Origin of the sequence: Entomospira culicis, from assembly GCF_028748145.1 — a bacterium.
Taxonomy (GTDB): Bacteria; Spirochaetota; Spirochaetia; order WRBN01; family WRBN01; genus Entomospira; species Entomospira culicis.
This window is the reverse complement of record NZ_CP118181.1, coordinates 135,084-148,117: the sequence shown is the minus strand read 5'-3', so window position 1 is coordinate 148,117 and position 13,034 is coordinate 135,084. Positions and strand designations below refer to the sequence as shown.

The 13,034-nt window shown below is 47.8% G+C and carries 9 protein-coding genes and 1 other RNA gene; all 10 read right to left on the bottom strand.

The annotated features are described in order from the left end of the window. Positions 1-8 precede the first annotated feature (8 nt). The 10 genes from PVA46_RS00670 to PVA46_RS00625 all read right to left on the bottom strand — a co-directional run bounded on the left by PVA46_RS00670 (position 9) and on the right by PVA46_RS00625 (position 12,970). Positions 9-1,022: a rod shape-determining protein gene (locus tag PVA46_RS00670; RefSeq protein ID WP_274360297.1), complete on the bottom strand. Its 1,014-nt coding sequence runs from the start codon at positions 1,020-1,022 to the stop codon at positions 9-11. 145 nt (positions 1,023-1,167) lie between these two features. Further along, the gene (locus tag PVA46_RS00665) at positions 1,168-2,082 is read right to left on the bottom strand and encodes a tetratricopeptide repeat protein (RefSeq protein WP_167694856.1); all 915 of its coding nucleotides are present in this window, start codon (positions 2,080-2,082) and stop codon (positions 1,168-1,170) included. A gap of 22 nt (positions 2,083-2,104) precedes the next feature. Further along, positions 2,105-2,449, bottom strand: an RNA gene (gene rnpB / locus PVA46_RS00660) — RNase P RNA component class A. Positions 2,450-2,469: 20 nt separating this feature from the next. Next, positions 2,470-3,318 carry a zinc ribbon domain-containing protein gene (locus PVA46_RS00655; protein WP_167694855.1) on the bottom strand — a complete coding sequence of 283 codons (849 nt, stop codon included), beginning with the start codon at positions 3,316-3,318 and terminating at the stop codon, positions 2,470-2,472. 39 nt (positions 3,319-3,357) lie between these two features. Continuing rightward, the gene (gene rpoD, locus PVA46_RS00650; RefSeq protein ID WP_167694853.1) at positions 3,358-5,160 is read right to left on the bottom strand and encodes an RNA polymerase sigma factor RpoD; all 1,803 of its coding nucleotides are present in this window, start codon (positions 5,158-5,160) and stop codon (positions 3,358-3,360) included. Beyond that, positions 5,153-6,955 (bottom strand): DNA primase, encoded by a 1,803-nt coding sequence (gene dnaG, locus PVA46_RS00645; protein WP_167694851.1) that lies wholly within the window; start codon positions 6,953-6,955, stop codon positions 5,153-5,155. Before dnaG ends, rpoD begins: the two co-directional genes overlap by 8 nt. Positions 6,956-7,012: 57 nt before the next feature. Continuing rightward, positions 7,013-8,419: a beta-Ala-His dipeptidase gene (pepD, locus tag PVA46_RS00640; protein WP_167694849.1), complete on the bottom strand. Its 1,407-nt coding sequence runs from the start codon at positions 8,417-8,419 to the stop codon at positions 7,013-7,015. Between the two features lie 45 nt (positions 8,420-8,464). After that, positions 8,465-9,871 (bottom strand): beta-Ala-His dipeptidase, encoded by a 1,407-nt coding sequence (pepD, locus tag PVA46_RS00635; RefSeq protein ID WP_167694847.1) that lies wholly within the window; start codon positions 9,869-9,871, stop codon positions 8,465-8,467. Between the two features lie 54 nt (positions 9,872-9,925). Continuing rightward, on the bottom strand, positions 9,926-11,575 hold the full coding sequence (locus PVA46_RS00630; protein ID WP_167694845.1) for a hypothetical protein: 1,650 nt from the start codon (positions 11,573-11,575) through the stop codon (positions 9,926-9,928). Between the two features lie 183 nt (positions 11,576-11,758). Then, on the bottom strand, positions 11,759-12,970 hold the full coding sequence (locus PVA46_RS00625; RefSeq protein WP_167694843.1) for an L-serine ammonia-lyase, iron-sulfur-dependent, subunit alpha: 1,212 nt from the start codon (positions 12,968-12,970) through the stop codon (positions 11,759-11,761). Positions 12,971-13,034 lie beyond the last annotated feature (64 nt).

Below are 13,034 nucleotides of genomic sequence, written 5' to 3'. Positions count from 1 at the left end.
GATATTATTTAATTTCCTAGTGTGTCGTAAATACTGCGATTACCATTCTTGCCAATGTAGTCAAAGTACTTGCCCGCGCCCAACACCACACACAAGAGCGGATTTTCTGCCAGAATCACCGGCACACCCGTCTCCTTAGCAAGCAGTTTGTAAAGCCCCTTCAAGTTCGACCCACCACCGGTCATCACGATGCCACGCTCCAAAATATCAGCAGCCAATTCAGGTGGAGTCTTGCTCAACGTACGCTTAACCTCTTCAATAATCACATTGATAGGATCTTGCAAAGCCTCACGGATCTCCACCGAGTCAACCTCAAGGCGCTTGGGTAAACCCGTAATCGCATCCGTTCCTTTAATTTCCATCTTCTCGATCGTCTTATCAGGCACCGCATTACCTATCTTAATTTTGAGATCTTCGGCAGTCTGATCACCAATAATCACATTATGCACCGTGCGCACATGCTTGACAATCGCCTCATCAAACTCATCGCCACCAATACGCACCGCATTGCTAACCACCGTTCCGCCCAAAGAGATAACCGACACCTCCGTCGTACCACCACCAATATCACAAATCATGTGCCCAGCTGGCTCAAAAACGGGAATATTAGCGCCAAGGGCAGCAGCAAAGCTCTCATGGATAACCTTGACGAAACGCGCGCCTGCCTTATATGCACTCTCGTGCACCGCCTGCGCCTCTACTTCAGTAATACACGAAGGCACACCAATCACCATGCGCGGTTTCACCATAAAGGAGTTTGGTACAACCTTTTTGATAAAATAACTAATCATCTTTTCTGTCGTCTGGAGATCGCTAATTACACCATCACGCAACGGGCGAATCGCCACAATGTCCTCCGGCGTACGGCTAAGCATCCGCTTGGCTTCCGTTCCCACCGCCCGAATCTGACGCGTACCACGCTCCATCGCCACGACCGTTGGCTCATCCAAAACAATGCCCTTACCGCGAAGGTAAACCAACGTGTTACAAGTTCCTAAATCGATTCCAATATCTGTCGACATGCCAAAAAGTGCCATATACCTCTATCTCCTGCCTTCACTTTTTTTCCGATAATCCTGATTATTCACTCTTTTCTTCCTTCATTTACACTCATTGTACACTATCTTCTTTGTGGATAGCAACAACTTTTTTGATTCTTACACATCTTTATTCTCCATAGATTTTGGCATACGCCTCGCTATTTTGTGGATTAAGCTGTAACGATCGACGCCAACTTGCACGTGCAAGATTGAGGTTACCCTCTTCTTCATAAATCTTTCCTAAAATAAAATGTGCTTGCGCATCGTCGGGAAAGCGACGCAATAAGAGCAAGTAAAGTTGCTTAGCCTCAGTCAAATTACCCATATCATAATAGACCTTCGCCAATTTCATCTCGATACGATCGCGCACATTGTCATCTTGGTTGAGCTCCAACGCGCGTAAAAACTCGCCCCGCGCATCTAAAAATTTCCCACTCATCGCATAAGCATCGCCCAATATAATATGATACTGACTACTGCGTTCGCCATGCACCTGTTGAAGATGCGCCACCCCACGTTCAGCATCGCCCATGCGAATATACGCCACCCCTAAATGCTCATGAATTTGCGCCACATCGTAGCCAAGTTCTCTAGCAGAAAGCAAATGCTCCACCGCTACATTGGCATAATACTCATTAAGATGCAAGTAAGCTTGTGCCAACACGTAGTGCACCTGCGCGCGAAAAACAAAATCCTTATCTAACTCCAACGCCAAACGCAAATGATAAATCGCATCGCGTAAATAACGGGTGCGTTCCTGAGGTTCATAGCTATAAACCCCCAAATAAAAACTCGCAATACCGGCAAACGCACGCGCATTTGCATCCACTGGATTCATCGCCAGCGTATCTTCGGCCAAAAAGAGCACGCGTAAAAAATTCCCCTCATTAAGCAGTTCGACAATATCTTCTCGCTCACGCAAAGAACCCACATAGATGCGCACCGCCCTAGCACCCACATAAAAAGCCAGTCCGATAATGACAAAAACCATCACCACAAATAACCCAAACATATTCGTTCGTGATAATAGTCTTCTTCTCATATACTCCCTATTCACTCCCTATAAAAAAGGTAGACCCATAAGCCGGGTTCTGTTTCGCGCTGTCATCTATCTTCGACTACTATTACTAGCAACCTCTTTGCACCCTACCCGCAAGGTTATAGACGGGGCATCTCCTTGCTATTTGGGCTTGCTTCGAGCGGGGTTTTCCCTGCCACCCCTGTCGCCAGTGGTGCGGTGAGCTCTTACCTCACCTTTTCACCCTTACCCACACCATAAAGTATCGGCGGTATCTTTTCTGTGGCACTTTCCATCGCAGTATTGCTACCGCGTCAGGTCGTTAGCCTGCGCTCTCCCCTATGAAGCCCGGACTTTCCTCTCTTTACGAGCGACAGCCTGAATCTACCTATTACTCTCTAACTATGCCAGCTAATTATCTTCATAATCGCCAGCCATCTCATCATCAATCAACGTAGGAGGCTCTTCTTCTTCAAAATCATCCTCATCGACCAAGTCAATCAAGCCACCCATCTCGTCTGCGTCGATATACCCAGTGAAGAATTCATCGACATCGCCATTCTCAAAGTAAAGAACCCGACTACAATATGGGCAAAACTCCACCTTGTGCGCCATACGTACTTCATTAACAAAGTTTGCCGGCAAAACAATATGACATCCACTGCAGACCCCCGAGCGGATACCAACAATACCTAGACCCAATTTATTCTTAATGATACTCTCAAATTTATGCAAAAGACTCACATCCAAATCAGGGGTAAGACGTTGCTCCTCAATAAGTAGCTCACGTAGACGTTGTTCATCTTTTTCGCTCTCTTTTTGCACACTGCGCTCCACATCATTGAGCTCCTGCTCCTGATCTTGAATCAACTCAAGTTCACTCTGCATCGCCTCATTGAGCGCCTGCAACTCTTGATCATGCTTACGTAACTCATGACGTAAACGATCTTCCTCCAACGCCGCATCATTAATCTCTTTCTCTAGTGCCTCAAATTCACGTTGCGTCTTCACCGCCTCCATACGACGCTCTGCAGACTCACGCACAATCTGTGCATCGCCAAGATCAATACGAAGACGACTGACAATCTCAGACAAACCAGCATGCGCGTGTTCCTTCTCGCCATAACTCTTACGCAAGCGCGCAACCACATCCGACTGCGTCGACAATTGCTTAGGAATCGCACTCAAATGGCGCTCAATCTCATATCGCTCCGCAAGCACTTCTTGTAATTGCTGTAACTTTTCAAATACCTCTTGCATGCTCTCTCCTCACCTTAACCCGACTAAATTTTGTGTCATTTATTGCTCTAAAAACTCTTTCAATCGCTTGCTTCGACGTGGATTTTTCAATCGACGCAATGCCTTCGCCTCAATCTGACGAATCCGCTCTCGCGTAACATTAAAGTATAAGCCCACCTCTTCAAGCGTCAACGAATAGCCACCATCCAACCCAAAGCGCATCTTCAAGACCTCCCGCTCACGCGCATTAAGCGCCTCAAGGGTCTCGGCAAGCTCCTCTTGTAGGATGCGGAAGGAGGTTTGGTTGGCAGGATTTTCCGCATCTTTATCGTCGATAAAATCGCCCAACAAACTATCTTCTTCCTCACCAATGGGCGTCTCCAAACTGATAGGTTCGCGGGCAACATTTTTCACCGATTTAATCCGACTCACCGTCCAACCCAAGCGCTCAGCCACCTCATCATCGCTAGGCTCCCGCCCCATAATTTGGGTAAGTTGACGCGTCTCACGCATCACTTTATTAATCTGCTCAATCATATGAACCGGTACACGAATCGTACGTGCCTGATCGGAAATCGATCGCGAAATCGCCTGACGGATCCACCACGTCGCATAAGTAGAAAATTTGAATCCTTTACGATACTCATACTTTTCCACCGCTTTAATCAACCCGATATTGCCCTCTTGCACCAAATCGAAGAAGTGCAATCCACGGTTGATATACTTCTTGGCGATCGAGACAACAAGACGTAAGTTAGCCTCGGTAAGACGATCTTTAGCACTCTTCATCAACGCCTGACCAGCATAAATTTGCTCGCTCATCTCCAAAATACGATCCGCAGACTCTTCATACTGCATCTCGATTTCGTGCAAGGTTTTATCGGTCAATTGAATATGACGAATCTTCTCTTTAATTTCATCGCCATTCAACCCAAGCTGTTGCTCCATACGCGCGCGCTCAGGGGCGCTAGCCAACTGGCGACTCAAAAGACGCAGTTCACGCATATTCTGCACCATCAGCTCTTTTTGAATCTTCGTGATCTCCATGCGACAGCGACGAATCTCTTTTGCCTCATCCAAAATATGCTCAGAAAAGTTAAAGATCTCCTCTTGATGGATCTTAATTTTACTAATCTCCTGAAGCAACTTTTTACGACTCGACTTAAGCTTATCATCTTGCAGAACTTGCCCACTTTGCGTGAGAATTTTCGTCTTCAAGTCCATATGTTGCTTTAAATTAGCAAACATTGGCTTTAAGACATCACGATAAGCCTGATTGAGGCGACGACGCTCAGCGAGCACATCCACGCTCTCTTTAAGTAAGAACTCCTCGCTCTCCTCGCTCTTATCAAACGCCCGACGTGCTAATTCATAAAATTCATAAATAAGCACACCACTGCCTTGCAAAGCATCCCGAATTTTGGTCTCACCCTCTTCCATCTGCTTAGAGAGCGTAATCTCCTCCTCAGCAGTAAGGAGCTTCTCTTTACCAATTTCGCGCAAGTAAAGACGGATAGGATCATCAAGTCCGCCGTCGCTATCGCCACCAATGAGCTTCTTTTTGGTTTTACTCAAATCGATATACTTATCCACAGAGACTTCTAAATGTTCGCCATCCTCATCCTCAAGCCCCAACTCCGTTTCATCAGCAAGATCGTCGTCTAAGCCAAGCTCGTCGCTCTCTTCCACCTCAACCATGCGGATATTCTTCTCTTCTAAAAAGGCAAGCACGTCATCAATTTTACTACCACTGATCAAGTCTGCCGGTAAGAATTCATTAAGCTCATCGTAAGTAATCTGCTTTTTAAGCTTGGTGTACTCCAGCAACTTCTCGATCGCAGGGTGCGACTCTATTTTATCCATGCATGCCCTCCCAGACCTCGTGTAAATCGAGGTTAATTCTATTGACTTCCACTTGCAACTCACTAATCAACATGACATCCTTCTCTTGCTCACTCTTGGCTAAATCCAACAACAGTCGACCCCTCTGGTGCGTAAATTCTTGAAAAGAGATCCGCGCCCATGCACGTGTTGCGCGTTGTTGCCAAGAATCTTGGGCATCGCTCATCGACAATCTCTTCTGCTCTAATAGCTCTTTTATCGACGCATCTAGGGAATATGTTTCGAATAAATGATCCATATTCACTAAATTTGTGGGGGTATCAACCAAATATTGATAAATTTCTGCCAAATTCCACGCCGACAAATCCATCATCACCAGAAATTCCTCATACTCTTTATAAAGTTGAGCATCCATAAGAGACGCGCTTAACACCTCTAAGACATCCTCTTTGTCCACCCCACCAGATGGAGGCGCAAGAGAAAAATCCCTAGGCATATCCGATTTAACGCTACTAAAGGACTCTTCACTAAAGCGCGTATACTCGGCAACAACCGCATCGACGGAAATATGGAGCTTTCCTGCGAGCATCTTGAGGTAAGATTCGCGACGTACCGGCGAGGGTACAATACTAATATACTTAAATATGGGCAAACTGGCACGCATTTGTTGATCAATATTATCTTTTGGTATCTCCTTGAACTGCTCTTGAAGCAAGAAATCAAAGTATAGGCTAGCATGTTTAATCGATTTTGTCAAGAGATCCACCTGTCCGTACTCTAAGCACTCGCTCGGATCTTTGTTTGCCGGTAGACGCACCGCGCGTAAGCTACTAACACCGCTCTCCTCGCAAATCATTGCCGATTGATGAATCGCCTTCTGCCCCGCAGCATCCCCATCCATCAACAAAAGAGCACTGCTAGCAAAGCGTCGCACCAATTCGGCCTGCTCCAAGGTAAATGCTGAGCCCAACGGTGCCACCGCCTGTGTATAGCCCATCTGATGCAACGCCATCACATCCATCGCGCCTTCGCAAAGGATAAATTGCTCCTCTTTGCGGATACTCTCCTTGGCCTGCCCCATGCCATAGAGCTCCTTACGCTTAGAAAAGAGCACCGTCTCGGGGCTATTGATATACTTGGGAGCATCGGCTTTGGCATCGGGCATCGCGCGCCCACTGTATGCGACAACCTCACCAGCACTATTTATCAACGGAAAAATAATTCTATCACGAAAAATACTATACATTGGATGCTTTTTAGAAAAGAGTCCGCTCTCGGCTAAAAAGGGCTCACTATAGCCACGTTTTAGCAGAAATTGATACAACTCCTGATAACCACTCATGCCATATCCCACCCGAAATGTGCGAATATTCTCCTCGCTAAGCCCCCGCTTATACAAATAGGCCAACGCCTCTTGCCCGCGCGCACTATGCCAAAGCAAATGCTCAAAGCTCTTGGTCAGTCGCTGGTAAAGTTCTTGCAATGTTTTACGTTGAAGAATCTCGCGCTGAACCTCCTCGCGCTCTGGAGAGAGGTCGATGCCCACCCGTTGCGCTAATACACGCACCGCTTCGGGGAAGTCGACCCCCTCCATTTGCATATAAAACTGAAAGAGACCACCCTTTGCCCCACAGCCAAAACAGTGGTAACTGCGGTACTCTCGAGAGATGCTAAAGCTAGGTGTCTTCTCATGGTGAAAAGGACAGCATGCCCAAAATCGCCCGCTTTTGGACTGAACACTGATATAAGATCCAATCAGCTCCACGATGTCTAATCGCTCTTCAATTTGTGCAACAACCGCCTTAGAAAAGCTCATGATTACACGTCTGCACGCTCACCTCCACCACGAGATGCATCCCCCCCTAGGTTCTGACTATAACACATTCATGACTTCTTCAAGCCAACGCTCCACACGCGCTAACGATGCAAGGTCAAGCCTCTCTTGCGGACTATGCAGATCGTAAATGTTTGGCCCAATGCTAATCATATCCATTTCGGAATCTAGCAACATCCAGTAACCACACTCCAACCCCGCATGCACCGTATGTACCTGCAACGTGGCATCTGGATAAAGCGCCCGATACCTATCAGCCATCAACCCCGTAATCCTACTTGAGGCTAAAGGCGCCCACGGTGCCGTCATGCCAAGATCCTTCACCTCAGCGCCAACCTTATCCGCAAGTTCGCGCATTGTCTGCTGTACACCTTCAATATCGCGTTGCAGAAAGCTTCGATGAAAAGTCGTGATAGTAAACGCTTTGCCATCGTATTGGGTAAGTGCCAAGTTGTTCGAGGTCTGTACCTCGCCACTTACCTCATTTGCCCAAGTCATCACCCCATGCGGAGTCTCTTTTAAAAGCGTCATCAGCGCATCTTGGCTAGCCTTGGTTAAAGGATGATGCGTGTGTGTCGTTAGCTCTTCCAATAAAAATGCAACATACTCCTGTTCGCCACTCACCAGTCGACTCTTCATCGTGCGAAGCTCTTCTTTGTCCAGAGCATTTGCCAATGCCAAAACAAGATAGCCATCACGCGCAATCGCATTTCGCGCCATACCAGCTTGCATTTCCACCAAACGATACGCCATATCGCTCTCTTCCAATTGCTGAAGAAGATCAAGCAGTACCTTATTACTCGAGAGGCGACCCAAGTGGATATCAATGCCCGAGTGCCCACCAGTAAGTCCCTGCACGCTCACTTTAACCAATAATTTTGCTCGAAATTCCGTATCATGTTCCACAGGTAAACGAAGCTCTAGGGTATTTCCCCCCGCACAACCATTAATCAGCGCCCCTTCTACCGAGTTGTCGATATTAATGAGGCGACGCCCCGTAAAAAAACCTCGCTGAACCGCAGCTGCGCCATGCATCCCCACCTCTTCTTGCACGGTAATCAAGATCTCCAGAGGCGGATGATGGGGCAATTGCGCGCAATAAAACGCAAGAGCAATCCCTATCCCATTATCGGCTCCAAGGGTTGTCCCCTTAGCATGCAAAAAGCCATCTTCTTCATAAATCTCGATAGCCTCATTGGCAAAGTCAATAAGATGCCCCGGCTCACTCACACAGACCATATCCATATGTGCCTGTAGCACCAACGTCTCTTTATGAAGACCCGCGCCCGCACCTGCAACACGAATAAGCAAGTTCCCCGCATCATCGCTTGCCACCTGATAGCCACGCGCCAATGCATAATCGCGTAAAAATCGCGCTACCTTCTCCTCTTGATAAGGCGGGCGTGGCACCTTAGCCAGCTCTTTAAAAAAATCTAAACTCCACATCTACCCAAACCAATCCTTTTGTCGTTTTTCTTTTTGCACGCTATATTAAAGCTCTGCCATCATCGCTGCCAAAAGCGACTGCATCTGTCCGATAGTTGCAATCTCCACGCGCTCGGTAGGACTATGCAGATCAAAGAGATTCGGGCCAATGCTGATCACATCCACACCGGGGCTAAGACGCTCCCAATACCCACACTCCAAGCCCACATGACGTGCTACTTCGAGCGGTTTTTGCCCAAAAAGATGCGCATAAACACGGCTACAAACTGCGCGTAATTCGCTCTGTTCTTTAGGAGGCCAAGCCGGATAGTCACCTGCACTCACCATCTGCGCAGAACTCTTTGCCACAATATCAGTAATCGTCTGCTTCATCATAGGCAACATCGCATTATCAAAACTGCGATACGAAACGACGATCTTTATCTGATTATCAACCAGCTTAATGCTCGCCACATTAGAGGAAGTGCGCGGAAGCTTGACCTGCTCATCCTGCCAATCGCGTACGCCATGCGGAAGTTCGCTAAGAAGATACGTGATGTCGGTGAGCATCGAGACGCTAAAGGGCTGATGCGCACCACCGACAGTTTTAAGCTCGCGCTTTAAGGTGAGCTGTTCACCATCGCCACTCTTAAGGGTAGAAGAGATCTCACTCGCGCTTTTGGCTTGCTCTGCATCGGCAAAGAGTAAAACCATCTTACCATCACGGGCAATGGCATTTGCGGCCGCTCCCGCATCGATAGATTGGATACGAAAGTCGAAGCCTGCCTTTTGATACTGCGTTAAGAGATTGCCCAAAATTTTCGTAGCAGAGAGGCGATTAAGTCCGATATTTCCACCCGAGTGCCCACCCTTAAGCCCAACAATCTCGATGCTTAATTCGATTGTTGCCAGATAAGCAGATTCGGTCGTTATAGGTAAGGTGATAATCGCATCGTCGCCACCAGCGGAACCAGTAGTAATGACACCAATTTGACCACTATCAAGATTGATAAGGCGCTTACCGGTGAAAAAGCCTGCCTGCATCTTATCGGCACCAGTCATACCCACCTCTTCGTCGACAGTAAGCAAAATTTCCAACGGCGGATGATTATCCAATGTAGCACAGTAGAACGCCAAGGCAACGCCCACACCATTATCCGCGCCCAAAGTGGTACCTCGCGCTTTAAGAAAACCATCCTCCTCATAGATGGAGAGCGGATCGTTCATAAAGTCGATAACCACATCAGGACTCTTCTCACAGACCATATCCATATGCCCCTGCAAGACCACCACAGGATGATCTTTGGTAGTTCCAGCGCCTGCGACACGAATCAAGAGATTACCCGCACTATCAACCTTATAGTCATAACCCAAAGCTTTTGCTTCGTCGATAAAAAACTGACGCGCCTTCTCCTCATGATAAGACGGGCGTGGCACCTCTGTTAAGCGCTTAAAAAAATCCAATGCGTACATCTCATTCTCCCTCTCTTTATTTTACTCTACTTTTGACAAAAATACAACCAAAACTTAATCGGGGTAGACAGGATCAAAAGCACCGGGGCGATTTTGGTCGTTGATGTAGAGCTGGTTGTAAACAAAGCCTCGATCTTTTAATTTTTCACGACGCTCCAAGCTAAAGGGCATATTACGCCAAAAAATACCACGCACCTCACGCTCAAGCTTTTGCATGCCCTCGCTCTCTTTGCTAATCCACAAAACATAATTTTCGATAAAGGTCATACGCACATCGCCACGCATCTTCTCTCCCGAGAACCACTGAAAGAACCCACCCGTTAAGCCCTCTTCCATCCAGTAGTGCGCCGCCATCTCTTTGGCCTGTTGCCAACGTAGATCCCCCAAAGCAATGATAACCGCCATGCGCAAGTCGCCTGGAAACATCGGAATGGCAATACGACCACGACTAGTTGCCTTATTGTTGCGCTCATAAGGCTCCCAACAGACACCACTATTACCATAAGAAGGGATAATAATCACATGAGGGGGAATACGATTAACTTGGCGTCTAAATTCTCGGCGAAAGATGCCCACATCGATCTTTTCAATCTCGTCCATGGTTTTGATAACGTTTTCCCGCGTAGCAATCGTGGCGATGCGCGCCATAAAGAACTGACTTGCCAAGATCGGGTAGTGATTTCCCCGACGCCCCGTACACATCTTTGCCAAGACAGCAATCTGTCCGGCTTCTTTCTCAGCGAGGCTATTATCCACCGTGGGCGCACCATTACTTAAACGCTCAAGGTCGCTCTCTACTTTGTCAATATCGGCAAGAAGCTCAAGATATTTGTTATAATTAAGCTCCACATTCTTCGACATATTCGTAATGTTCTTAAGCGCGCTAGCCAGTTGGGTGATAGCACTTTTTTGTTCCTCATCAAAGGGAAGGTGCACCCCCTCTAGCCGATGCGAAATGTGCTGTTCGGCAAGCTTAGTGCTTAGCGTGTTAAACTGCTCCATCATCTCTTGACGCTCGCGCTCCAGATTCTGCATAAAGCCTGCCATGGCATCCTTAGTACCAGTCAACTTATCAAGTTTGCTTCTAAGACGCGCAATCTCCACCCCCACATCGCCCTTACGGCTGGTAACCTCTTCATCAGTAGCAAGGCGATTCACCTTACCCTCGGCGACCATCTTCACCCACTCATCGCAATACCAGACCGCCTCTCCGGTGTTGTTCTCCCAGATAATCTCGCTCAACACCTCGCGATGCTCTTTACCGATAAGATTTGGCAAGACTGCACCATAGCGCACCGCCAGTTGCTTAGGCTCTGGTACGCCATCTTCTAGCGACTTCAACATCAACTGCTTATGAAGCTCCCAATAAATCGGGATGATACGATTTTTTAACTCAAGCTTCTCGCCAGCGTCGGTACTCTTAAACATCTTGGTGAGCGTATCATGTAAGCGCACCGCAATGTCGCCCTCATCTTTTAGCACAGTTTTGTAGTAGAGCGGGTCGTCGAATAAAGGCGCAGGCGGACGGGTAAATTCGGTGATCTCATTAAACGCGCGCTTACGTAGCTCCACCTTGAGCGCCTCGGGAATCTCCTTAGCAGGACTAAGCTCGCTGTACTCAGGCACGGCTTTAGGAAGCGCATCATCCAGAGGTGCATCCTCGCCAAATTCGTCAAAATCTTTCATGATATCATCAAGATCCATATCTTATCTCCCTTCGCATCTCTCGACGTTGTTCTATTAAAGTAACTCTTTTCTATCTGTGATACAAGTAAAAACCACCATAGCAAAATCGCCTTGCCTCTAAAGATAGTACACTAACTATCTTTTTAGCACAAAAAAGGGATTTTGCCTAGTGGGTCTATCTATTTATGTATAGGGAGGGCTCTAGGAACCGCGTAAAAATGCCTTTGCCAAGCCTCCTTGCGAAGTTTCGCGATATTCAGGGCGAAGGTTAAGACCAGTCTCCCACATGGTTGCCACCACGGTGTCAAAAGAGACCCGATGACCATCTTCGGCAAAGAGCGCATAGTAGGCAGCATCATAAGCACGACGCGCGCCCACGGCATTGCGCTCAATACAAGGAATCTGCACCAAGCCATCCACAGGATCACAGGTAAGCCCCAAGTGATGCTCCATACCAATCTCGGCGGCGTACTCCTGTTGTGCGATCGTCCCCTTTAAAAGATAGGTTGCTCCCGCAGCGGCCATCGAGGCTGCCGATCCAATCTCCGCCTGACACCCTGCCTCTGCCCCGCTCACCGAGGCATTCTTCTTGATCACAATCCCAAACATCCCTGCCACCGCGAGAGCTTTTGCCATCTCCTCGTCGCTAAATTGATGCTTTTTCTGCAAAAAGTAGAATAATCCCGGTAATAAACCCGCAGCCCCACACGTTGGCGCAGTGATAATAAACGAACCCGCGGCATTCTCCTCGCTCACGGCAAGGCCATAGGCAAAGAGTTCGCCAAGCTCTCTGACCTCGCCACTTTGCTCTTGACTCTTGGCAAAAAACTTCTTCGCGCGACGCTTCAACTGCAACGACCCTGGTAAGACCTCATCGGCTGCCAGCCCACTATGCACGGCCTCTTTCATCACGTTCCAGACATTATCTCGTAAAAAGGTTAAGATCTCCTGCCCCTCATACTCCACCGCTAACTGCCAAAGCTCCACACCTTTTTCTTGCGCATCCTGATGAATTTCGGCAAAATTTTGATAGGGATAGGTCGAAACCTCCGCCGTACTGCTCTCTCCCTCATGCGCAAGGTTGCCCCCACCAATCGAGAAGATCTGCTCGCGCCCAATCTCCTGCCCGTCTTGATATGCCTTAAAGAGCATGCCGTTAGGATGAAAGGGATGGACATAGTCCATCTTAAATTCGACATCGATGCTACGACCCGCATCCTCAAAGACCTTCTTGATAATATAATCCGTAAGATGCCCCTTGCCTGTCGCCGCCAACGATCCCCAAAGTTCCACAGCATAACTATCGGCCTTGCTGTACTGCGACAAAAAGCTCTCACTCGCGCGCATGGGGCCAATCGTATGACTAGACGAAGGCCCAGGCCCTATCTTATATAAAATTCTAAGCGATTCCATCGTTTACTTACCCTCATTTCTTCTAAAAAGTTTCATGTTTCCACATCCCTATGTTTGATTATAC

What these genes read in the sequence shown, in the direction of transcription:
- PVA46_RS00670 (WP_274360297.1), bottom strand. Translation starts at nt 1,022, where the DNA reads ATGTCGACAGATATTGGAATCGATTTAGGAACTTGTAACACGTTGGTT.
- PVA46_RS00665 (WP_167694856.1), bottom strand. Translation starts at nt 2,082, where the DNA reads ATGAGAAGAAGACTATTATCACGAACGAATATGTTTGGGTTATTTGTG.
- PVA46_RS00655 (WP_167694855.1), bottom strand. Translation starts at nt 3,318, where the DNA reads ATGCAAGAGGTATTTGAAAAGTTACAGCAATTACAAGAAGTGCTTGCG.
- rpoD (WP_167694853.1), bottom strand. Translation starts at nt 5,160, where the DNA reads ATGGATAAAATAGAGTCGCACCCTGCGATCGAGAAGTTGCTGGAGTAC.
- dnaG (WP_167694851.1), bottom strand. Translation starts at nt 6,955, where the DNA reads ATGAGCTTTTCTAAGGCGGTTGTTGCACAAATTGAAGAGCGATTAGAC.
- pepD (WP_167694849.1), bottom strand. Translation starts at nt 8,419, where the DNA reads ATGTGGAGTTTAGATTTTTTTAAAGAGCTGGCTAAGGTGCCACGCCCG.
- pepD (WP_167694847.1), bottom strand. Translation starts at nt 9,871, where the DNA reads ATGTACGCATTGGATTTTTTTAAGCGCTTAACAGAGGTGCCACGCCCG.
- PVA46_RS00630 (WP_167694845.1), bottom strand. Translation starts at nt 11,575, where the DNA reads ATGGATCTTGATGATATCATGAAAGATTTTGACGAATTTGGCGAGGAT.
- PVA46_RS00625 (WP_167694843.1), bottom strand. Translation starts at nt 12,970, where the DNA reads ATGGAATCGCTTAGAATTTTATATAAGATAGGGCCTGGGCCTTCGTCT.